General features: G+C 70.7%; 18 protein-coding genes. 11 read left to right on the forward strand and 7 right to left on the reverse strand.

The window, feature by feature from the left end:
- The first annotated feature begins 31 nt into the window (after positions 1 to 31).
- The 5 genes from AB0A90_RS01695 (at position 32) to AB0A90_RS01715 (ending at position 5,665) form a co-directional block, all read left to right on the forward strand.
- Positions 32 to 1,783 carry a hypothetical protein gene (locus AB0A90_RS01695; protein WP_357240661.1) on the forward strand — a complete coding sequence of 584 codons (1,752 nt, stop codon included), beginning with the start codon at positions 32 to 34 and terminating at the stop codon, positions 1,781 to 1,783.
- Positions 1,784 to 1,837: 54 nt separating this feature from the next.
- Complete coding sequence (locus AB0A90_RS01700) at positions 1,838 to 2,923, forward strand: glycosyltransferase family 2 protein (RefSeq protein ID WP_357240664.1); 1,086 nt, start codon at positions 1,838 to 1,840, stop codon at positions 2,921 to 2,923.
- Positions 2,924 to 3,075: 152 nt separating this feature from the next.
- Entirely contained in the window at positions 3,076 to 3,849 is a 774-nt protein-coding gene (locus AB0A90_RS01705; protein ID WP_357239932.1) for a hypothetical protein, read from the forward strand.
- Between the two features lies 1 nt (position 3,850).
- Positions 3,851 to 4,969, forward strand: coding sequence for a histidine kinase (locus AB0A90_RS01710; RefSeq protein ID WP_357239935.1), 1,119 nt, complete (start codon positions 3,851 to 3,853; stop codon positions 4,967 to 4,969).
- Positions 4,970 to 5,020: 51 nt separating this feature from the next.
- Positions 5,021 to 5,665 (forward strand): response regulator transcription factor, encoded by a 645-nt coding sequence (locus AB0A90_RS01715; protein WP_357239938.1) that lies wholly within the window; start codon positions 5,021 to 5,023, stop codon positions 5,663 to 5,665.
- Between the two features lie 69 nt (positions 5,666 to 5,734).
- On the opposite strand, the gene AB0A90_RS01720 is transcribed toward AB0A90_RS01715, so the two are convergent.
- A complete protein-coding gene (locus AB0A90_RS01720) occupies positions 5,735 to 6,118 on the reverse strand; it encodes a hypothetical protein (RefSeq protein WP_357240667.1) in 384 nt (127 codons plus the stop codon).
- A gap of 319 nt (positions 6,119 to 6,437) precedes the next feature.
- Between AB0A90_RS01720 and AB0A90_RS01725 the strand changes: the two genes are divergently transcribed.
- Positions 6,438 to 7,502, forward strand: coding sequence for an SMP-30/gluconolactonase/LRE family protein (locus AB0A90_RS01725; protein ID WP_357239941.1), 1,065 nt, complete (start codon positions 6,438 to 6,440; stop codon positions 7,500 to 7,502).
- Between the two features lie 41 nt (positions 7,503 to 7,543).
- Here the strand turns inward: AB0A90_RS01725 and sigJ are convergent, their stop codons facing one another.
- The 4 genes from sigJ to AB0A90_RS01745 all read right to left on the reverse strand — a co-directional run bounded on the left by sigJ (position 7,544) and on the right by AB0A90_RS01745 (position 12,276).
- Positions 7,544 to 8,464 carry an RNA polymerase sigma factor SigJ gene (sigJ, locus tag AB0A90_RS01730; protein WP_357239944.1) on the reverse strand — a complete coding sequence of 307 codons (921 nt, stop codon included), beginning with the start codon at positions 8,462 to 8,464 and terminating at the stop codon, positions 7,544 to 7,546.
- Positions 8,465 to 8,467: 3 nt separating this feature from the next.
- Positions 8,468 to 9,412, reverse strand: coding sequence for an NAD(P)-dependent oxidoreductase (locus AB0A90_RS01735; RefSeq protein ID WP_357239946.1), 945 nt, complete (start codon positions 9,410 to 9,412; stop codon positions 8,468 to 8,470).
- 120 nt (positions 9,413 to 9,532) lie between these two features.
- Complete coding sequence (locus AB0A90_RS01740) at positions 9,533 to 10,423, reverse strand: S-4TM family putative pore-forming effector (protein ID WP_357239949.1); 891 nt, start codon at positions 10,421 to 10,423, stop codon at positions 9,533 to 9,535.
- A 272-nt stretch (positions 10,424 to 10,695) separates the two neighbouring features.
- Positions 10,696 to 12,276 carry a right-handed parallel beta-helix repeat-containing protein gene (locus AB0A90_RS01745; protein WP_357239952.1) on the reverse strand — a complete coding sequence of 527 codons (1,581 nt, stop codon included), beginning with the start codon at positions 12,274 to 12,276 and terminating at the stop codon, positions 10,696 to 10,698.
- A 738-nt stretch (positions 12,277 to 13,014) separates the two neighbouring features.
- Between AB0A90_RS01745 and AB0A90_RS01750 the strand changes: the two genes are divergently transcribed.
- Positions 13,015 to 14,148 carry a pyridoxal-phosphate dependent enzyme gene (locus AB0A90_RS01750; RefSeq protein ID WP_357239955.1) on the forward strand — a complete coding sequence of 378 codons (1,134 nt, stop codon included), beginning with the start codon at positions 13,015 to 13,017 and terminating at the stop codon, positions 14,146 to 14,148.
- A gap of 193 nt (positions 14,149 to 14,341) precedes the next feature.
- Positions 14,342 to 15,484 (forward strand): hypothetical protein, encoded by a 1,143-nt coding sequence (locus AB0A90_RS01755; RefSeq protein ID WP_357239958.1) that lies wholly within the window; start codon positions 14,342 to 14,344, stop codon positions 15,482 to 15,484.
- A 63-nt stretch (positions 15,485 to 15,547) separates the two neighbouring features.
- On the opposite strand, the gene AB0A90_RS01760 is transcribed toward AB0A90_RS01755, so the two are convergent.
- Complete coding sequence (locus tag AB0A90_RS01760) at positions 15,548 to 16,921, reverse strand: serine hydrolase domain-containing protein (RefSeq protein WP_357239961.1); 1,374 nt, start codon at positions 16,919 to 16,921, stop codon at positions 15,548 to 15,550.
- Positions 16,922 to 17,106: 185 nt separating this feature from the next.
- Between AB0A90_RS01760 and AB0A90_RS01765 the strand changes: the two genes are divergently transcribed.
- From AB0A90_RS01765 to AB0A90_RS01775, 3 genes are read left to right on the forward strand one after another with little or no spacing between them, the layout of a single operon-like run.
- Positions 17,107 to 17,445: a winged helix-turn-helix domain-containing protein gene (locus AB0A90_RS01765; protein ID WP_357239964.1), complete on the forward strand. Its 339-nt coding sequence runs from the start codon at positions 17,107 to 17,109 to the stop codon at positions 17,443 to 17,445.
- 3 nt (positions 17,446 to 17,448) lie between these two features.
- On the forward strand, positions 17,449 to 17,724 hold the full coding sequence (locus AB0A90_RS01770) for a hypothetical protein (RefSeq protein WP_357239967.1): 276 nt from the start codon (positions 17,449 to 17,451) through the stop codon (positions 17,722 to 17,724).
- Between the two features lie 18 nt (positions 17,725 to 17,742).
- Positions 17,743 to 19,335, forward strand: a complete 1,593-nt coding sequence (locus AB0A90_RS01775; protein ID WP_357239970.1) for a serine hydrolase domain-containing protein — start codon at positions 17,743 to 17,745, stop codon at positions 19,333 to 19,335.
- 37 nt (positions 19,336 to 19,372) lie between these two features.
- Here the strand turns inward: AB0A90_RS01775 and AB0A90_RS01780 are convergent, their stop codons facing one another.
- Positions 19,373 to 20,323 (reverse strand): hypothetical protein, encoded by a 951-nt coding sequence (locus tag AB0A90_RS01780; RefSeq protein ID WP_357239973.1) that lies wholly within the window; start codon positions 20,321 to 20,323, stop codon positions 19,373 to 19,375.
- Positions 20,324 to 20,364 lie beyond the last annotated feature (41 nt).

The following is a 20,364-nucleotide window of genomic DNA, read 5'->3' on the forward strand; positions in this document are numbered from 1 at the left end:
GCGAACCGCCGAAGACGCGAGCCCGGACCAGATCGCCGACGACGACCGGACACCGGACGGGCGGGGCCGGTGGCGCTGGGCGCGTCACGAATGGACCCTCGCAGCACTGGGCAGTCTGCTGCTGTCGGTCGTGCTGACCTGGCCGACGATGCGACACCCGGCGAGCACGATCCCCAACGACCTCGGCGACCCGACGTTGCAGGCGTGGCAGGTCGCCTGGTCGGGCCACGCTCTCCTGAACAGTCCGGCCAACCTCTGGGACTCGAACACGTTCTTCCCGGAGAAATACACGTACGCCTACAGCGACACCCTGCTCGGGTACGCCCCGATCGGGATGCTCGGCTCCGGCTTCGAGGCGGCCGTGATCCGGTACAACGTGCTCTACGTGCTGCTGCACGCGCTCGCGGCCTTCGGGGCGTACGTGCTGGCGCGGCAGCTCGGCGCGAACCGGTGGGGCGGGGCGGTCGCCGGGATCGCGTGGGCGTTCGCGCCCTGGCGGTTGGCGCACGCCGGTCACCTCAACATCCTGTCCAGCGGGGGCATCGCGCTGTGCCTGGCGATGCTGGCCCGTGGACACGGCTGGTCGCTGCGCCACGGTTACCGGCCGGAGCGACGGCGGCCCGGCTGGGCGTTGGCCGGGTGGCTCGTCGCCGCCTGGCAGGTCACGCTCGGTTTCGGCATCGGGCTACCGCTTGTCTACTTCCTGCTGGCCGCGGTGCTGGTGGCAGCCGGCTGTTACGGCTGGTCCTGGTGGCGCAAACGGGAGCGCCCGCCGTTCGGTCGGCGGTTGCTGTTCGCGGATCTGGGCGGCGGTGCCGTGTTCGGCGCGGTGACGGTGCTGCTCGGTCTGGTCTACCTGCGCGTCGTCGACCTCAACCCGCAGGCCGAGCGGGGGCTGGAGTGGACGAAGATGTTCTCCCCTCCCCTCATCGGGTTCGTGACCGCACCGGGTGACTCGTGGTTGTGGGGTGAGCGGCACGCCGCCGCACGCGAACAGCTGTCCTGGCCGCCGGAGATGGCGCTGCTGCCGGGGATCACGCTCATCGCGCTGGCCGCGGCGGGACTGTTCATCTCGACGTACCGGGCGCGGCACCGGGTCGCGCTGGGCCTCGGCGTGCTCGGCACGGTGCTGTTGGGCCTGGGCTCGACCCTCGGCGGTGACGGAGACCCTGGCTACCTGACCCTGTCCACCGCCCTGCCGGGCTGGGACGCCCTGCGCACCCCGGGCCGGATGATGCACTGGACCAGCCTGTTGCTGGCGCTGCTCGCCGCCGGAGCGGTGACGGCACTGGCCGAATCATCGGGTCAGACCTCGGCATCGTCGGACCAGCCCTCGGCCCGCCGCTGGACGCGGGCGCTCATGCCGGTGGTCCTGCTGGTGCCGCTGGCCCTGGTCACCCTGGAGGGCGTCAACCGGACACCCCACCCGACGGTGACGGCGCCACCGGCCGCGATGCGGGCCGCGCAGGACCCGATCCTGGTGCTGCCCGCGGGCGGCGTGGGCGATCTGACGTACATGTTGTGGACGACCGACGGGTTCCCGCGGGTGACCAACGGGCTGGCCGGGTTCGAGCCGGTCAGCCAGGCGCAGACCCGGGTCGCGGTGGCATCGTTCCCCGACGCCGGCAGTGTGGCGTACCTGCGCGGGATCGGCGTGCGGTCGGTGGTGGCCGTGCCGGACCGCACGGCGGGGACGCCGTGGGACGGCATCGCGGCCCGGCCCATCGACGGGCTGGGCATCACTCGGGAGGATCTCGATGGCACGCTGCTCTACCGCCTCTGATCGGGAAGGCGCCGCGAGCCCGGACGGCGGATGCCCGATCACCGGCCGGGCGGGGTGAGCAGGGTGCGGTTGTCCATCGTGGTGCCCTGCTTCAACGAGGAATCGTCGGTGGAGCGGTTGCACGAGACCGTCACGGCCACGCTCGCCGAGCTGTCGGACCTGGACGTCGAGGTGGTGTACGTCGACGACGGCAGCGAGGACGGCACCCTCGAGGCGTTGCGCCGGCTCGCCGCCGCCGACCCGGCGGTCTGCTACACGTCGCTGAGCCGCAACTTCGGCAAGGAGGCGGCGATGCTCGCCGGCCTGCAACGGGCCACCGGCGACGCGGTCGTCATCATGGACGCCGACCTGCAACACCCGCCACGGCTGCTGCCCGAGATGGTGGCTCTCTACCGGCAGGGCTTCGACCAGGTGATCGCCCGCCGGGACCGGCGGGGTGACCGGTTCGTCCGCATGGTCGCCTCGCGGTCCTTCTACCGTGTGATCAACTGGTGGATCGACGTGCGCCTGCAGGACGGGGCGGGCGACTTCCGGCTGCTGTCCCGCCTGGCCGTGGACGCGATCCTGGCGATGCCGGAATACAACAGGTTCTCCAAGGGACTGTTCTCCTGGATCGGCTTCCGCACGGTGGTGGTGGCCCACCGCAACGAGACCCGGCAGACGGGGCAGAGCAGGTGGACGTTCGGCAAGCTGTTCAACTACGCGTTCGACGGCCTGCTGTCGTTCAACAACCGGCCCCTGCGCCTGGCGATCTACGGCGGCATGTTCCTCACCCTCATCGCACTCGTCTACATGGCCTGGGTGGTCGCGGACGCCATCGAAAAGGGCATCGACGTTCCCGGGTACACCACCATCATCGTCAGCGTGATCGGGCTCGGCGGCATCCAGATGACCATCCTGGGGGTGATCGGGGAATACATCGGCCGGATCTACTACGAGACGAAGCGCCGGCCGCACTATCTGGTGCAGGAGACCGAGCGCCTGGTCACCGAGACCGGCGAGTCGCCACGGATGCCGTCGCAGCCCGCGGCGCGATCGACCGATCGGGGCCAGCAGGCGGTGCCAAACCGGGACGACCCGTTCCGCCGGCCCTCCCCGCGACCAGCCGCCGGAGAGGCGACGACGGGCGACGCCGGCTGAGCCCCGTGACAGTGGCCGGTTCGACGAGGGCACCCGATCCACGCGGGTCATGCGAGACTCGTGCCGGCACGACGGATCCGGGGAGGGCAGCGGGTGGCTGGGCGCCCGGCGAAGAGCGACGCCTGGGACTCCTACCGGACGAGGTCAACTGGATGTTCCGCACCCATTCCCACGAGTGGGCGCCGCCGGCCACCGGCTCGTTCCCCGTCCTGGTCGGCTCGCCACCACCCGGGGTGATGCGGTCGGCGTACACCGGCATCGCCGAGGAACTGGCGAGCCGCGGATACGTGGTCGTCACCGTCGACCACCCGTTCGACGCGCCGGTGGTCGACCTCTATCCCACCCGGCGGGTGATCGAACCCACCGACGCCGTCGCCACCGTCGGGCGTCTCGACGCCGACACCACCAGGATCGCCGACCTCGAGTACGTCACGAGGAGACTCTCCAGCCTGGACCGGCCGGTGAGCCGCGTGATGGACCTGCGGCGGGTCGGCCTCTTCGGGTGGACCGGCTCGGACGCCAGACAACGAGCGCACCTCGCCGGGCTGCCCGGAGTCTCCGCCGTCGCGGACCTGACCGGCACCGCCGACGTCACCGACACCGGCATGGTGCCCCTGCTCATCATCGGAGGTTCGCCCATCGGCACGCACCGCGACCTCCCACGCTCCGGCTGGCGGGCGAGGGTCACCATCCCCGGCGCGTCTCCGCGGTCGCTCACCGACGACGGGGTGATGTTGGCACAGATCGCGGAGCGCTACCCCCGCGTCGAACCAGTCGTGTGGCGGGACGTCGGGGAGGTGCACGCGTTGGCCTACCGCACTGTCCGCCGCGCGCTGGTCAGCTTCTTCGACCACCGGGTCAACGGGGCGCAGGCCGGCACGATCGTCGTGGAATCGGGCGTGACAGTTGATCTGGTCTCGTCGTGAGATGCTGACCGGCGTGAAGCGGCTCGCCGCGCTGGCCGCCGGGATCGTCACCGTCCTGGCGCCCTGGTACGGCCAGCCGACCCCGCTGCGGCTGACCGCCTGGGTGTCGGTCCTCGCCGCGACACTGGCGATCTGGGCGCCCCGACTGCCCCGGGTGCCGCTCGCCGCTCTGGCGGCCGTCGTCTCGCTGGGCGGGAGCCTCTGGGCGTGGCGGTGGCTCGGCTACGACTTCGTCGACGACGGCAGCGACTCCAGCAAGCTCCTGCTGTGGACCACGATCGACGTCGGCGCGCTGACCACCCTCGCGGTCGCGCTGAGCCGCGGCGCCGGCCGGGCCGGCCGGCTGACCGGGGTGCTCCTGCTGCTGCCCGGGTCGGCGGTCGGGTTCCGACTCCTGCCCGACGCCGCCGTCGGCGAGCAGTTGTTCCTGGGTGCCCTGGGTGCCTCCACGGTGCTGGCCGGAGCGCTGCTCGGTCGCTACCTCCGCGGCCTCGACGAGCTGCGGGCGACCGTTGTGGAGCAGGCGCGGTCCGAGCAACGCCGCCAGCTCGCCGCGGATCTGCACGACTACGTCGCGCACGACATCGCCGGCATCGCGGTCCTGGCCCAGTCGGCTCGGGTGGTCGGCGCGAGCGACCCGGGAGCGCTCGTCGCGCAGGTCGAGCAGGCCGCCGCCCGGGCGCTGCGGCGTCTCGACCGCAGCATCCGGCTGATGCGGGACGACGGACACCCGACCCACCAGTACGGCCTCGCCGACGTACCCGACCTCGTCGACGCCCACCCGATCCGGGTCGAGCTGACCATGGCGGTGGCGGGACACGGCGACATCTCCGCCGCGGTCCAGGCCACGGCGTACCGGGTGATCGTCGAGGCCCTCACGAACGTCGCCCGGCATGCCCGCACCGCCGTCGCGGTGCGGGTGTCGGTGACCCAACGGGAGGGACACCTGGACCTCGTGGTCGCGAACGAACTGACGGCCGGAGCGACGCCGCCACGGGCGGAGGGTCAGGGCACCGGCCTGGCCTCCCTCCGGGCCCGGGTGGACGCGCTCGACGGCACCATGCGTGCCGGTCGCGAGCAGGGATCGTGGCAGGTACGCGTCACCCTCCCCCTACACTGAGTCGATGCCCACGCTGACGCGCCTGCGGCTGGGTATCGGGAAGGCGACGTCATGACCACAGTGGTGATCGCCGACGACCACGACATGGTCCGGCACGGTTTTCGCATGGTGCTGTCGGCGCAGCCCGACCTGACCGTCGTCGGCGAGGCCGGCAACGGCAACGTGGCCTGGGACCTGGTCTGCCGCCTGCGCCCCGCGGTGCTGCTGGCGGACATCAGGATGCCCGGCATGGACGGCCTCGAACTCGTCCGACGCGTAACGACCACCCCCGCGCTGGGGACGAAGGTGATCGTCGTGACCACCTTCGACGAGGATGACTACATCGGCCGGGCGTTGCGGGACGGGGCGAGCGGTTTCCTGCTGAAGGTCTCGGCGCCCGGGCTGCTCGTCGAGGCCGTCCGAGCCGCGCTGGCGGGCAATGCCCTGATCAGCCCCGAAGTCACCGTCCGCTTGCTGGAACGGCTCAGAACCGATCGCGAAGCCCTCCAGGCGGACCCGCCCCTGACCGCCCGCGAACGGGACGTCGCCACGCTCGTGGCTCGCGGGCTGAGCAACGACGAGATCGGCGCGGAACTCCACGTCTCGCCGGGCACCGTCAAGACCCACGTCGCCCACATCTCCCTGAAGCTCGGAAGCGTCACGCGCGTCCGCATCGCCGCCTGGGCCTGGGAATCCGGCCTCGTGTCCCGCTCCTGACCGGGACACGGTACGAGCGACGGACCGGCCGAATCCACCGCACGGCCGCGTCGGGCGCGGGTGGCCGGGTCAGCCGTCCGGGGTGAAGAGCCCCTGGATGCCGACGACGATCGCGATGAGACCGAAGATCGCGAGCAGGAGGCGGACCCCGGTCGCTCCGGCCGGCTGCTCGCCACGTGGCGCCGGCCGGCCGGTCAGCCGCTCCCACAGCAGGGCGAGCCCGACGCCGATCCCCACCACCTCGAAGTGGAACACCCGGGGTCCGGACACCAGGTGGACGATGAGGTAGTAGCCGCCGGTCACGAGCGCCACGACGCCGACCACCCAGGCGATCGGGGCGGCCCGACCGGCGAGGCGTCCCAGGTCGTCGCCGACCCGCGGCAGCAGCCGCAGCACGGCGACGGCGAGCAGGAAGCCGCCGACGATGTTGGCGAGGTCGAGCAGCAATGCCATGATCACGATAGGTCTCCGTTGATCGAGGGTTCAGCGGGTGGGAGCGTACCCATGGACCCGGGTCGTTGAAACGATCCAGAGTCCGGGACCAGCGCGGTACGACCGGGCGAATATTCCGCCCATCGTTTATGCATTGACCAGCATCTTTGTAATAGCGGGCAAATTAACCGCCGCGAAACAGATGCGACACACTCGATCGTCACCTAGGCTGCCGGGTGACACATCGACTGCCCGCACCCGCAACGTGCTGGTCCCCCGCGTCCTCGCACACCGCCTACCGCCGGTCCACGCAAACGGCCGACGCCGATTGGAGCATTAGATGACCTGGCGTCCCACCATTGCCGCACTCGCCGGACTGTGCCTCGCGGTCGGCTCCGCGCCGTTCGCCACCGGCGCCGCCGCCACACCTTCGACAGCCGTGGACGCCGCTCCGGTCGGCGCTCACGCCGCGCTCGCCGGCCCGCCCGGCGCACCGTCCGGGGTCTGCCCGACGGGGGTCGGATACGGATCACCGCTGCCGGCGAGCTCCCTGTCGGCCACGAAGATCCAGGGTGGGTTCTCGTTCCTCGAAGGGCCGGTCTGGGTCGCCGACGGCGGCTACCTGCTGATGTCCGACATGGCCGCCGGCACGGGTCAATACAATGTGCAGCCGTCCACGATCCGCCGGTTCACCCCGCCGGCGACCTTCGACACGTTCATCGCCAACGCCGGCAGCAACGGCCTGGCACTCAGCGCCGACTCCCAGCAGATCATCGCGGCCACCCACGACCAGCGAAACGTGTCCGCCTACCGGCTGAGCGACTCCTCCCGCAGCACCGTCGCGGCGAACTACCAGGGCCGGGCGTTCAACTCACCCAACGACGTCGCGGTCCGGTCGGACGGCGTCGCCTACTTCACCGATCCCAACTTCCAGCGCGGCAACCGCGCCGACCAGATGAACGGTCGCACAAGCGTCTTCCGCGTCTCCGGCGGTCAGGTGTCGCTCGTCGACGACCGGCTGCGCCAGCCCAACGGCATCTCGCTCTCACCCGACGGGACGGCGCTCTACGTGGGCGCGTACTCCGAGAACAAGATCTACAAGTACGCGGTCGCTGCCGACGGCAGCACCGGCGCCCGCAGCGTCTTCGTGAACTACATCGGCGGTCCGGACGGCGGGACGATCGACTGTGCCGGCAACGTGTACTGGACGTCGGGTTTCGATGGTCAGGTCCACGTCTACTCCCCCACCGGCACCCAGCTCGGCACGATCCGGGCCGGCAACTCCGGCACCACGAACGTCGCCTTCGGCGGTCCCGACCGGCAGACCCTCTACATCACCTCCGGCCAGCGCAACGACTCCGGCCTCTACAGTGTGCGGCTCAACATCCCCGGATACCCGTACTGACAGTCGCCGAGGGGCGCCCGGGTGACACCGGGCGCCCCGGTTCAGGAGTGCTGACGGCGGCCGGCGCGGATCCGCGCACCGAGGTCGCTGACCGGGTCGAGATGACGCAACTTGTCGGGGTTGACGATGGAGTGGATCGCCTGGATCGCACCGTCGGCGATGTCGAGGCCCACCACGCCGAAGAGCCGGTCCCGAGAGTCGAAGATCAGCGCACCGGGCCGGCCGTTGACCTCGGCGATCCGCATCCGTACCCCGCCGTGCGGCGCCACCACGGACATCGCGGTCGCCAGATGCCGTGCCACCCGCTGCCGGCCGTTGATCGGCGACGCCAGCGCGGGAACCTTCCCGCCCCCGTCGCCGTGCAGCACCACGTCCTGTGCCAGCAGCGCCTCCAGCGCCGGCAGGTCACCCTGTTCGGTGGCGGCGACGAACCGCCGAGCCAACTCGTCGCGCTGCCGCCGCGAGGCGTGGTAGCGAGGCCGACGCTCCTGGAGGCGGACACGGGCCTTCGCCACCAGGTGCCGGGTACTGTCGACGTCGGTGCCGAGGATGCCGGCGACCTCGACGTACGGATAGTCGAACACCTCCCGCAGCAGGAAGGCGGCCCGCTGCCGGGGCGACAGGGTCTCCAGGAGTACGAGGAACGCCAGCGACAGTGCGTCCGCGGTCTCCGCCTGGTCGGCGGGTGAGGCGTCGGTGACCACCGGCTCCGGCAGCCACTCCCCGACATACCGTTCCCGCCGCGCCCGCGCCGAGCGGAAGTGGTCGATGGACAACCGGGTGACGAGCGTGGCGACGTACGCGCGCGGCGAGGTGAGCTGCTCGTTGCGGCCCAGCGTCTGGTGCATCCGCAGGAACGCCTCCTGCACCACGTCCTCGGCCTCGCTCACACTGCCGAGCATCTGGTACGCGATGGCGAACGCCCGCGGACGCAGCTCGCCGTAGAGATCAGCGGACGACACCGCTCAGCCCAGCCCTTCGACGAAACCGTTGCGCCAGCTCGGATACCGAGGCGTCCACCCCAGCTCCCGTTTGGCCTTCTCGCTGGAGATGCCTCGGGCCCGCGTCATCAGATCCACCGGAGCCGCGCCGGCCACCGCGCGCACCAGCCACGCCGGAAGGCGGCGCGGCGGCTTCGCGCCGAGCACGCGGGCCAGTTCCGGCAACCACTGACCCACCGGCGCCGGATCGTCGTCGGCGACGTGGTAGATCCCGCGCCGGCCGCGTTCGACGGCCGCGACCGTGGCCGTCGCGGCGTCGACGATGTGCACGAGCGACACCACCCCGGTGCCGCCGCCGACGACCGGGACCTTCCGGCGGCGGATCAGGCTGGCCATGCGGGCGTCCGGCGCGAGTTCCACACCGGTCCCCGGGCCGTAGAAGCCACCGTAGCGAAGCACGATCCCCTCGGCCCAGGTGATGGTGGTGACGGCGGTCTCCAGGTGGCGTAGCGCCGCCACGCTCTCCTCGGCGTCGGCCGGCGGGCGGGGCTCGATCCGGCCGTTCTCGTCGACCACCGGCCCGCCGGTGCGTTCCATCCACGAGGCGTTGCTCTGCGCCACGAACGCGCGTACCCCGATGGCGCGCGCGGCGGCGAGGAGGTGGTCGGTGCCCACGGTGCGCAGCCGATCGGTGGCGGCGGCCATCCGCTTGGCGTGTCGAAAGTCCGGCGGCCCACTCAACGCCGTCAGCTGATGGACGACGACCTCCGGCTCGGCCTTCGCCACCGCATCCGCCACCGAACCGGGGTCCAGCGCGTCGACGACGACCGGATCGGCGCCCAGTGTCCGCAGGGCGTCGAGTTTCGCGGCCGAGCGGGTCGTCCCGACGACCTCGTGACCGTGTGCGACGAGTTGGGTGACCAGTTGGCGGCCGATCGCGCCGGACGCGCCGGCGAGGAAGATCTTCATGACGTCTCCGTCCACTTGAACCTGTCAACAGAGACGAGACGGCCCGGCCCCCCATGAACGACAGTTACCCAGCTCACACCTCAGCAGCAGCCGAGCCGGTGCCACGGACCAGGGGTGACGCTAGGAAGGAGCGCCAACCCGCTGTTCGAGCACCTGCATCTTGTAGCGGAAGTCGGTCAGATCGTCGTCGTGGAAGAGGTGGAAGAACCACTGCGGCATCCGCGGCTGCTGCCGGCGGGCGACGAACAGCACATCCTGCACCTGCCGGGCGAACACGGCGAACGCCTGGTCGTCCGCGATCACGTCCGACGGTTCCTCGGTGACCGCGCGCACCAGGCCGAGGACCCGGGTGCGGTCGCGGGTGGTCAGGATCTGCGCGCGGGCCATGTCCGAACAGGACAGCAGCAGACCCAGCGATGGCACGAACCAGACGCCGACCAGGCTACCGACCGTGCTCTCGGTCGTGAGGCCCACGGTCACACCCACGACACACCAGACCGCGACGACACCGAGCAGCACGGCAGCGAAGCGTCGCCGGACCCGCGAGCCCCACGCCAGGTTCTGCTCCAGACAGAAGAGCACGTCGTACGGAGCGGCGACGGTCGCGACGAGGTAGTAGTCCCGCAACCGCGTCTCGTCGCCGCGGAAGCGCCGGCTGAGACGGCTCAACTCGTCCTCGGACAGCCGCTCACCGACCAGGACCGCGTTCCACGGCAGGTCGAACAGGTCGGTGTCCAGCATCTCCTGCAACGTCGCGCTGACGTGCAGGTGCCGACCGATCAGGGGAGCCAGTACGACCGCGTACACGCCGGCCCAGAGCGCACCGATGATCGAGACAGCGGGTTGCAGCGGGGGTAGCGCCACCTTCGCCACCACGCCGAGACTCGCGACGGCCAGTGACATCAACAGACTGACCGCCTGGGCGCGTTGCGTGTAGCGGTGTGCCACCGCGATGGCCCGGAAGAGGATCAGGGAACGGTCGTTGTTCTGTGACTGGTTGATCCGCCGCATGCCTGCCAATGGAACCTCCGACCGTCAGGCGGTCCACCCCTGCCACCAGATGGTGACACGATCAGCGATCGAGGCGCTACCGTCCGTGTGATCGACGACTCCGACGACACCTCACGTCGCCACGTGCTGTCGGCCCCGGCTCCCCAACCACCGGAACAGCACACGCATCCGGTCCCGCCACGGACCCGATCAGGTGATCGAACCCGGACGGGACCGGATGCCCCGTACCGCTGTCGGTGCTGTTGCCCTCGACGAGCCGAGCGGCCAGATGATCAGCCGAAGCAGTTGGGGACGGGCGGCGCGCTGGGCGTGCAGTTGGTGGGCCGGTTCGCGCTGATGACCGACTTCTCATCCACGGTGACCTGACCGCCCTCGTTGAAGACCCCGCCCGGCGTCAGGGCCGAGACGTTCTCCGTCACCGTGGACTCGGTGAGGTTGACGGTGCCCCTGTTGTAGATCCCGCCGCCGCGCGAGTTCGTGCCGACGGCCTTGTTCCGGTTGATGTGGGTGTGCCGCAGCACGACGATGCCGCTGCCGACGTAGACGCCGCCGCCGTGCTCGATCGTGCTGAACGTGCTGGCGGCGTTCTCGCTGATCTGGCTGTCCTCGACCACGAACCGGCCGATCTGGTTGAAGATCCCGCCGCCGCGTTGGCCGGCGCTGTTCCGGCTGATCTTGCTGTGCTCCAGGTGGAAGATGCCGTCGCTGAAGATTCCGCCGCCTTCGCTGCCTGTCGCGTTCTCGCTGACCTCGATGTTCCTCGCCGTGGTGGTGGCGTTGATTCCGCTGCGGATGCCACCACCCCGGAAGCCCGAGGTGTTGTGGTGCACGCGCACGTTGTCGAGCACGGCGACGCTGGAGTTGGACAGCCCACCACCCGTGCCACCGATCGGCAGGACGGTGACAACGCCGATCGTGTTGTTGTCGCTGATTCTGGTGTTCCGCACGGTGAGGTTGCCGTTGTTGTAGACGCCCCCACCGTCGTACAGGGCCGCGTTGTCACTGATCTTGCTCTCGTCGTCCCCGTGCTTGTCGCGGTCCTTGCCGTCCCGGTCCTTGCCGTCCCGATCCTTGCCGTCGCGGTCCTTGCCCTCGCCATGGTCGCTGCGGCCGAGGATCCTGGTATCGCCGTAGTTGGCGATGCCGCCGCCCGAGCCGTTGGTCCGGTTGAAGACCACGTCGGTGTTCTCGATGGTGGCCCGGCCGCCGATGTCGATCCGGATTCCACCCCCACCGCCGCCGATCCCGCTCGTGTCCTGGCCACCCTTGATGGTCACGTCGCGGAGCTGGAGGTCGCCGCCGGCGCCCACCTCGAGGATCCGGAACGGTGCGGCGTTGGCCGCGCGGACGATGGTGGCGCCGTTCCCGTCGATCGCGACCCGCTGAGTGATGATCGGCAGGCCGATGGGACCGTGGGGCACGGGTGGTTGAGGTGCGGACGCGTTGAGCGTGTACGTGCACTTCCCGGCGAGCTTGAGGGTCGCCCCGTTGCCGGCGTTCGCGCGGACGAGCGCCGCGATCAGCTCGTTGGCGCCACACGGCACGTCCGTGACGTGGTCGCCCTCGCCGCCCCGGTGGTCGTCGTCCTTGTGGTCCGTGCCGCCCCGGTCCTGCCCTTTGTTGTCGTCGCCGGTCAGCCGGCTGGTGCTGCCGGCGAGGACCTGCTCCCCGGCGTTCACCAGGCTGCTGCCGCTCGCTCCGAGCGCTCCGGTCACCCCTGTCGGCGCGCTGACGGCGGCCAGCCCAGCCACCCCGGCCACTCCGGCGACGAGCCACCGTGCCCGCCGCCTCCTGGCGGGAGGTGGTTGATCTGCCGCTACCTCGCTGACGTTCGGGTGTCGATGGTTGGACATCGAGCTACCTAGCCCTTCTCCCTACACCATGTCTCCGCACGTAACAATCCGCGCAGACAGCGACAAATCGGGTGTCGCTCCCGACATGAACGTAGTGGAGCAGGACTCGCGTTAACCGGTCTTATGCGAAGAAGTCCTACATTAGGTGCAGATACCCCCAGCGCTCCGGCCGCGCCACCACGCGCGCTCCCGCGCTGGCAGCGCGCCGCGGCAGAGCCGGCCGGCGCCGGCAGGCCAAACAGGCCGACGGTCAGCCGCTTCGCCGGTTACCCCACTGGCGCGGGCTCTGGACCGAGCCCCGGCCGCCGAAGTGCTGACCCTTTCCATGCGGTTGGGGTGAGGCGACCTTGCCCTTCGCGCGTCGGGCAGCCCGATTCGCGGGAGCGGCAGGCTGGTCGGCCTCGGCCGTGGTTTCGGCATCCGCCTCGTGGTCGTCGTGAGCGGGCTCAGGCTCCGGCATCGGTATCTCCCTGGATCTGGGGCGCCCCATGGACCATCGATAGCCGACGGACGCGACTGTGGTCGACGCCGGGGTGGGCGCCTGCAGGATATCGCAACCCTCAGCCCGCCCCGTCGACGGTTGCCCGCTGGCACCGCGACGGCGCTGGAGGGCCGAGATTTGTGGTTGCAGTGGTTCCCTGATCAGGAGCAGGCCGACCCGGATCAGGACATTGGGGCAGCCAATGACGGACGTGCCTGGTTTGATGGAACGCCGCACCGCTGTGCACGGAGGACGTGATGGGGAACTACAGCGAACCGCTGCTGCTGGACAGGAGCGGCAACAGCTACCCGCTCCATGACCGGCGCTGGCGCGGCGACGACGACAGCCCTCTCATGCTGTCACCCCTGTCCGGGTTGATGCCGGAGCAGATCGACCAGGGCGAGTGGTCGCTGTGGCGCTACCGTTCCGTCCTGCCCGTCGACCCTGACTACCGCGTGAGCCTCGGCGAGGGCCTCACACCGATGGTCGCGCTGGGCTGGGGCGAGCACCGGGTGCACTTCAAGCTGGAGTGGTTCAACCCCACGTCGTCGTTCAAGGACCGCGGCGTGTCGGTGATGGTGTCGCACCTGCGCTCACAGGGTGCTGACCGCGTGCTCGAGGACAGCTCCGGCAATGGCGGTGCCGCGGTCGCCGCCTACGCCGCCGCGGCCGGCCTACGTGCCAAGATCATCGCACCGGCGGCGACGAGCGCACCGAAGATCCTGCAAGCACGTGCCTTCGGCGCGGAGATCGAGCTTGTTGGTGGCACCCGCGACGAGGTCGGCACGGAGGCCGTCCGACAGGCGGAGCAGATCCCGTACGCCAGCCACAACTGGCACCCGATGTTCCTCCAGGGCACCAAGACGATCGCGTACGAGATCTGGGAGAGCCTCGGCTTCACCGCCCCGGACAACGTGGTGCTCGTCGCCGGAGCCGGCAGCCAGATCCTCGGCTGTGACATCGCCTTCTCCGAGTTGCTCGCCGCGGGACAGATCGACCGACTACCCCGGCTGCTCGTCGGGCAGCCCGAGCACTGGTCCACCATCGCCGACACCCTCAACGGTGTCGACCGGGCCGGGCGCGGCGAGCGCGTGCCTACCATCGCCGAGGGTGCCTCCATCGCCACCCCGGTACGGCTCCCCGAGGCCGTCGAGGCGCTACGTCGCTGCGGCGGCGCGGGTGTCGCCGTTCCAGAGGAGCAAATCCACGCCGCGGTCCGCGCCCTGGCCGCCCGCGGGCTGTACGCCGAGCCGACCAGCGCCGTCGCGGTCGCCGCACTCGACCACTTCATCTCCAACAGCACCATCACTCCCGATCAGACGACCGTCGTCGTACTCACCGGCTCGGGGCTCAAGTCCGCCGACAAGATGGCCAGCCTGATCCCGGCCTGAGCCGGACGCCCACCTGCCACCCACCACCGGAGAGTCCGACCAGTACGGCTGACCAGCCCACCTCTGCCCCGTGGCCAGACGTGGACCTGCGCGACCTGCGCCTGGCGGTGGGTGCTTCGCGAACCCACGACGTTGCGGTACCTCGCGGTCGCACCTGCGGAGCCAGGGGTCGACCGTCGACTATTTTGGCATCGTGACACTGGTGCAGGCAGTCGAGATCGAGGACTACCGTCCCGAGTATTCACTCCTTGTTCTGGTGGATCCGAGCGTGGAGTGGGGTCACGAGGATCCGGAGGTGCCCCGGCACCGTGATCGCGGCGGTCGGCCGACCGGGACGTTCGCCGGAACCGGCGCCGGCTGGGTCACCGCTCAGGCGCCGGGCCTGGCTGATCATGCGGTACGTCTCGAGCTGCACGACGGTCCGCCGCCCACTGATCACGAGGAGTTCGACGATGTCCTGGAGGCGTCGTACCGTTCGAGCTCTGGTGGGTTGTCGGTCACCACACTGACCGGCGGCGTCGGTCCCGCCGACCTCGACCTCGGTGCTGCGCAGTGGTATCGGGTGCGGGTGGCGCGCGGGCAGGCGGGCACGGAGAGCACGTCCGGCTACACCTGGGTGCTGCGGTTCTGGGCCGATCCGGTAGTTGAGCCGCCTGTCTGGCTGGCCCGCGGCCAGTCGGCGATCGCTGGCCCGGACAACGGCTGGCACTCGGCGCTGCCGCGCTGGGTGACGGAGGTGGCGGACATCGCCGCCAACATGGCGCGGCGGCTCGGGCGACCGGTAACCCCGCAGCAGGTCGAGGACGGCTTCCACTCGCCTCCGTCGTATCCGGTCGGTTGGCTGGGCGAACCGTTGTGGCCGCGTCCGTCAGCCACCGGCCACGTCGCGCCCGGGTACCGCGCCCGGGAGGCTGCGGAGCAGCGCCGGCTCGACGAGATCGTGGCCGAACTGGGCGTGCCTCCCGTACGTCGCAAGCGGGACGTGTTCCCGCTGCTGGTCGCTGCCGGCATTCTGGTGTGCGAGGGAAACGCCTACCGGGCTGGCCAACCCGCCCGGATCGACACGGTTCTGTCGTTGCCTCCGGATGAGGTTGCGGCGGTTCGGCAGCGGGACTTGCGTTGCCGCTACGACGCTGTCGCCCAGGATCTCGAAGCGGTACTGCGCTGGACACCCCGGACTCCGTTGGAGACCACGCCGGCAGAGCTGGCGCAACGGCTGCTGGTGAGCGAGGTGGAACTGGGCGAGGCGCTGGCCTACGCGGAGGAGACCGGTTTGGTGCACACCGAAGACGGACGCCCGCTGCGGCTGTGGCTTGGCCCCCGGGGCACATCCTGAGCCGGCCGTTCCCGCCAACCTCGGCGGAGCCACGGCGCCCACGAGGTCGGTGCGCTCGCGAGGTCAGCCGGCCCGCCAACCGGCCGGGTTGACACCGCCGGGCACCGGCGCCGCAGGGTCGTAGGGCTGCCGGGTGAAGACGAAGGTGCCGAGATCGAGGTGGGTGACGACGCCAGCCGCGTCGCGGTGCACTCGCAGCCGTTCGCCGGCGAAGTAGCCGTTGAGCCCCTCCCAACCACCGTCGCCGGTGGGGCGCAACCGGGTGCCGCGCCCGCCGGCCAGCGGGACCAACTCCACGAAGTCGTCAGCCTGCGGGCGCAGCAGATAAGGGGCCGGCCCCCAGTACCACGGGCCGGCGAGGTCCAGTAGCTGTGGGTCAACTGCGGGCAGCGGTCGCCACGGCGCAGGGATCCGCGGCTCCCGCTCGGCGACCGTGTGCAGCAGATCAGCGGCGAGAGTGCCGGCGGACAGGCCGGCGGTCACGTTGGCCATGACAACCGCGCCCAGAGCGTCCTCGGGGCTGACCCACACGGCCGCGACGAAGCCCGGCATCGAGCCGGTGTGCCCGGCCAACAGCCGGCCGTCGCGGCGCAGCAGCTGCATGCCGAGCCCGTAGCCGCTGTCCCAGCCCGCCGCCTCCGGTGGGCTCGCCGGAGTGCGCATCTGCGCGACGGTGTCCGGGTGTAGCACCCGGTCGTCGCCGTCGATGAGGAACGCGGAGAACCTGGCCAGATCCGTCACGGTCGACCACAGTTGCCCGGCAGGCGCCATCAGACCGGTGTCCACCGCGGGCTCCGCAAGGAGCACATCGGCCCAGGGATGCACTGCCCAGCCGGTGGCGTGCGGTGCGACCGGCAGCAGGGTGGTGCGGGTCATCGCGAGTGGCTCCAGTACCTCGCGCCGCAGCACCTCGCCCCACGCCTGACCCCGTACCTGTTCCACCAGCGCGCCGAGCAGCGCGTAACCGGGGTTGGAGTAGTGAAGGCGCTGTCCAGCCGGATGCACCTGCGGATCGCTGCCCAGCACGTCGGCCAGGTTGGGTCGCAGCGTGCCCGGGGTTCGTTCCCACCACGGGCCGGGCGCCTCGGCGATCAGCCCGGCGGTGTGCGCCAGCAGCGCACCGATCGTGGCCTGGCCCGCCGCCGTGCCGGGCAGATGCTCGGCCAGCGGGTCGGTGAGCGCGAGTCGCCCCTCGTCGCGCAGGCGCAGCACCAGCACCGCCAGGAAGGTCTTGGTGATCGAGCCGATCCGGTATTGGAGGTCGCCATCCGGCACCTGGCCGTCCACCGTTCCCCACCCGTCCACCCACACCGGACGGCCAGCACGCACCACGGCAGCGACGACTGAAGGCGCCCGACCCGCCGCCTGACCGGTGGCCAGCCGGTGAACCAGCGCACGTCGGGTCTCGGGCAGCAGCGGCGGCGGGATCGGTGACATGTGGGCAACCTATCTGGCGGCCCCGGCCCACAGAGCTCCGTCCCGCTCCGACGAGGCCGGATCCGGGCCGGCGAGTGCCCGCGGTGCCCGGGACGGCGTTGACACCCACCGAAGCGCGGTGTCAGAATTCCTTTACACCCCCGTGTCAGAGAAATCTGACACCAGTGCCGAGGAAGGATCCCCGGATGAGCGGCACCCTGCGGACCGGTGACGAGCTGGTGTCGCTGCTGGCCGCGCTGGCCAGCCCGCACCGACTGCGGATCCTTGCCGCGCTCAGCCAGGGGCGCACCTACGTCAGCGAGCTCGCACGGCGGCTGCAGATGAACCGACCGCTGCTCTACATGCACCTGCAGAAATTGGAGGCAGCCGATCTGGTGACCGGCGAACTGGTCACCGCACCGGACGGCAGCTCGGTGAAGTATTTCCAGGCCACGCCGTTCACGGTGTCCCTGGACCTGGCGGCGGTCGCGCTGGCCGCGCAGACCCTGACCGGCGCGGAGCCGGCCAGAGAACAGGAGAAGTGAGCAATGACCCAGCTGATGGCGTCGGACATGGCGCAGACCTCCACCATCGCCTCGGCGGTGATCGTGGCGACGGTGATCGTCGTCGCCGGTCTCGTCGGGCTCGGCCTCTATCGCGCCCGTTACGCCGCGACGCGGGAGGAGGGTTACCGGCTGCTGGCCGAACGGAGCGCCGACGGAGGCCAGGCCGTGGCGGACGAACTCACGCGCGTGCGGGCAGAACTCGGCGAGGTCAGGCATCGGTTGTCCGCGCTGGAGAAGCTCCTGAGCCAGATCGGCTGACGCGGAAGGGCGTGCGACATGAGCGGATGGATCCGATTACGACGGCAGGCCGGGCGTCTGGTCGCGGTGGCCGGCTGCCTGACCGTGCTGGCCACGACGGCCGCGCCGGTCGCCGCCGACCCGTTGCTCAACCGCGTCGCACCCGGCGACGAGTTGGCCGCCGCCGAGGACTACCTGCGCGCCTACCAGGAGCAGACCAGGGCACCCGGGCTGGCGTACGCGGTGGTGCGCGGCGACACGGTCCTCCGCAGCGGCGCCTGGGGCGTCGACGGCGACGGCCGCCCGATGACCGCACAGACACCATTCCTGCTCGGTTCGACGAGCAAGTCGTTCACCGCACTCGCTGTGGCGCAACTGGTCGAGGCCGGCCGCGTCGACCTCGACACCCCGGCGGCCACGTACCTGCCCTGGCTGGCACTGGGTGACGCGCACACCGCGCGGACGGTCACCGTCCGCCAGCTGCTGACCCACACCAGCGGCCTACCGGAAGTCTGGAGCACCGGCCTGACCGACCGCTACGACAACCGACCTGGCGGCCTGACCCGGTCCGTGCGGGACCTGGCCACCCTGCGACCCACCGCCGCCGTCGGGCAGCGCCACGAGTACAGCGACGCCAACTACATGATTCTCGGCGCGCTCGTCGAGGACGTCACCGGCGACACCTTCGGCGCCTACCTGCGCCGCCACGTGCTCGACCCGCTCCAGATGACGCACTCCGCGGCCACCGTCGACGAGGCCCGCGCGGTCGGAATTCCGCCCGGGCACCGCTTCTACCTGGGCCAACCACGGCGCTTCGCCGCGCCGTTCGACACCGCCGGAGTGCCGTACGGCTTCCTCGCCGCCAGCCTCGACGACCTGACCCACTACGCGATCGCGCAGCTCAACGGTGGCCGCTACGGCAACACTCGAATTCTCGGCGCCGACCGCACGACACAGATGCACACCGGCACCGTGTCCACAGGTCACGGCAGTTACGGGTTCGGCTGGAGGAACAGCACCCTCGACGGCGTCGGCACCCGCATCGTCTGGCACGCCGGCGCGACCCCGGACTACTTCGCCCACCTCGTGCTCGCACCCGAGTCGAACCTGGCCGTCATCATCATGACCAACATCTACGGTCTGCCGATGGATGCTCCGCTCAGCGCCGGAGCGTTCAATCTCGCCCGGATCCTGCACGGCGCCACGCCCACGGCCGCCGCCCCCGACCCGGTTCACCGCTGGGCGCTGACCGGCCTGCTCGGCGTCGCCGTGCTGCTGATCACCGTCCTGGCCTGGTCCTGGACCCGCCTCATCCGCCGACTCCGGCACGGCACCATCCCGCCGGCCCGCTCACGCGCCCGTTCCCTCATCGCCACCACCGCCTGGACCGGCGGTTCCGCCGCTGTGGCAGCCGGCGTCGCCTGGACGCTACCGTCCTTCTGGCAGGGCGCTGACCTTGCCAAACTCCAGCTGTGGGCACCCGATATCGGCCACGCCACCATCGCCGTGGTCGCCCTGGCGATCGCACTCGCCCTGACCCGACTGGCCGTCGGCCTGTCCAGCATGGTCCCCTCCCGTCCGACGGCCACCGACCCGACAAGGAGTCCGCAGACGGTCGTTCCGACCATCTGACGCGATGCATCCCACCGTCCGCCGCCGCCAACGGCGTTCAGCTCTGCTGGTAGTTCACGGCGGCGAACCCGCACGGTTGGTGCAGGTGCAGGTAGTAGGCGCCCTCGCCGTACTCGTCCAGGTCCGCGCCGCCAAGCAGACCCACGTAGTCCATCGGTTGGCGGCAACCGGGGCAGTCGGCGTGCTCGGCGTCCTGGATCCAGTCGGGGGCACCGCCCAACGTCGAACCGCCCCGACCCCACGCGCTGGCCTGGTAGGGACTCCCCCGCGCCGGCCCCAGGACCGGCACCAGCGTCGGCAGGTCCTCCGGTTCGGTGGAACCGAGGTAGCTCGGGCGGGTGTTGCCGGGCCACCACTTGGTGGTGCCGGCCGGAGTGACCTGGCTGTACAGCGTCGCGTAGCCGACGCACCAATAGCAGGTCTCGATGACCAGCCGGCCGGACCAACCCGTGTGGGCCAGCGCGGCGCCGACGGCAGGTTCCGCGGTGTCGAGCTCCGCGGCCGTCCACAACGGCGACGCGCACCACGGACAGGTGGGGCCGTCCACGCGCCGCGGTGTCTCGCGCATGACCCACTGGTACGCGATGCCGCCGCACAGGTCCCGGCGGCTGCCGTCCGGCCCGACCGTCCAGCCGCCCTCCTCGGCGTACCTCAGTGCACTGACGTGCAGTTCCTCGGCGCCGGCCGGTGGTTGTGTCGTCCAGCGACGCAGGGCGCTCACGGCCAGCGGGTGAGCGGTGTGCGCCAGGATGACGAGAAGCTCGTTGAGGTCGTCCGGCGTCGTGCCGCCGTCGATCCGCTCGATGACCCGGCGGACCACGTCGACCTCCGCCGCCCGGTACAACGTCGCCGGCCACAGCACGTCACGATCGAGCAGGTCTCCGAGGTGCGGAGTCAGCCTTCCCGGGTCCGCGTCCGCGATCGCGGACAACTCCTCGATGGCGTCGTCATCCTCGACGGCCGCTTTCTCGATCAGCTCCTCGATCACGAGGGGATGGTAGTCACATCGATCAACCGGCGGGTGCCCCG

Origin of the sequence: Micromonospora sp. NPDC049204 (assembly GCF_040647935.1) — a bacterium.
Classification (GTDB): Bacteria; Actinomycetota; Actinomycetes; order Mycobacteriales; family Micromonosporaceae; genus Micromonospora.

Coding starts and splice junctions, on each gene's coding strand:
- AB0A90_RS01715 (WP_357239938.1), top strand. CDS start 5,021: ATGACCACAGTGGTGATCGCCGACGACCACGACATGGTCCGGCACGGT.
- AB0A90_RS01705 (WP_357239932.1), top strand. CDS start 3,076: ATGTTCCGCACCCATTCCCACGAGTGGGCGCCGCCGGCCACCGGCTCG.
- AB0A90_RS01745 (WP_357239952.1), bottom strand. CDS start 12,276: ATGTCCAACCATCGACACCCGAACGTCAGCGAGGTAGCGGCAGATCAA.
- AB0A90_RS01725 (WP_357239941.1), top strand. CDS start 6,438: ATGACCTGGCGTCCCACCATTGCCGCACTCGCCGGACTGTGCCTCGCG.
- AB0A90_RS01765 (WP_357239964.1), top strand. CDS start 17,107: ATGAGCGGCACCCTGCGGACCGGTGACGAGCTGGTGTCGCTGCTGGCC.
- AB0A90_RS01760 (WP_357239961.1), bottom strand. CDS start 16,921: ATGTCACCGATCCCGCCGCCGCTGCTGCCCGAGACCCGACGTGCGCTG.
- AB0A90_RS01750 (WP_357239955.1), top strand. CDS start 13,015: ATGGGGAACTACAGCGAACCGCTGCTGCTGGACAGGAGCGGCAACAGC.
- AB0A90_RS01775 (WP_357239970.1), top strand. CDS start 17,743: ATGAGCGGATGGATCCGATTACGACGGCAGGCCGGGCGTCTGGTCGCG.
- AB0A90_RS01740 (WP_357239949.1), bottom strand. CDS start 10,423: ATGCGGCGGATCAACCAGTCACAGAACAACGACCGTTCCCTGATCCTC.
- AB0A90_RS01735 (WP_357239946.1), bottom strand. CDS start 9,412: ATGAAGATCTTCCTCGCCGGCGCGTCCGGCGCGATCGGCCGCCAACTG.
- AB0A90_RS01770 (WP_357239967.1), top strand. CDS start 17,449: ATGACCCAGCTGATGGCGTCGGACATGGCGCAGACCTCCACCATCGCC.
- AB0A90_RS01710 (WP_357239935.1), top strand. CDS start 3,851: ATGCTGACCGGCGTGAAGCGGCTCGCCGCGCTGGCCGCCGGGATCGTC.
- AB0A90_RS01720 (WP_357240667.1), bottom strand. CDS start 6,118: ATGGCATTGCTGCTCGACCTCGCCAACATCGTCGGCGGCTTCCTGCTC.